A 239-nucleotide genomic window follows, 5' to 3' on the forward strand; every position below is an offset into this window, starting at 1 on the left:
CTAAATGCCAGTCTTCCGTTATCTTTCCTTCTTTCACATGTAAAATATCAATTGCAAAAAAATTAATTTTCTTATCATTATGCGTTCCTGTAAAAGAAAGACGAGCTGTTACTTTATCACCGACGACTAATAAATCTTCAATCTCGCAATGTATATTAGGAACGACTTTACGAAAATTTTGTGCCGCAAACTTTAATCCTTCAGTGCCTTGTGGTCGCCCTTTCGGCAATGTATTATCG

At 35.6% G+C, this 239-nt stretch carries 1 protein-coding gene; it reads right to left on the reverse strand.

The annotated features are described in order from the left end of the window. Nucleotides 1-239, reverse strand: a 239-nt coding sequence (locus tag SB658_RS27220) for an ester cyclase (protein WP_410603655.1), incomplete at both ends; no start/stop codon positions are given.

The organism is Bacillus sp. SIMBA_008 (assembly GCF_046535495.1).
Lineage (GTDB): Bacteria > Bacillota > Bacilli > Bacillales > Bacillaceae > Bacillus > Bacillus subtilis.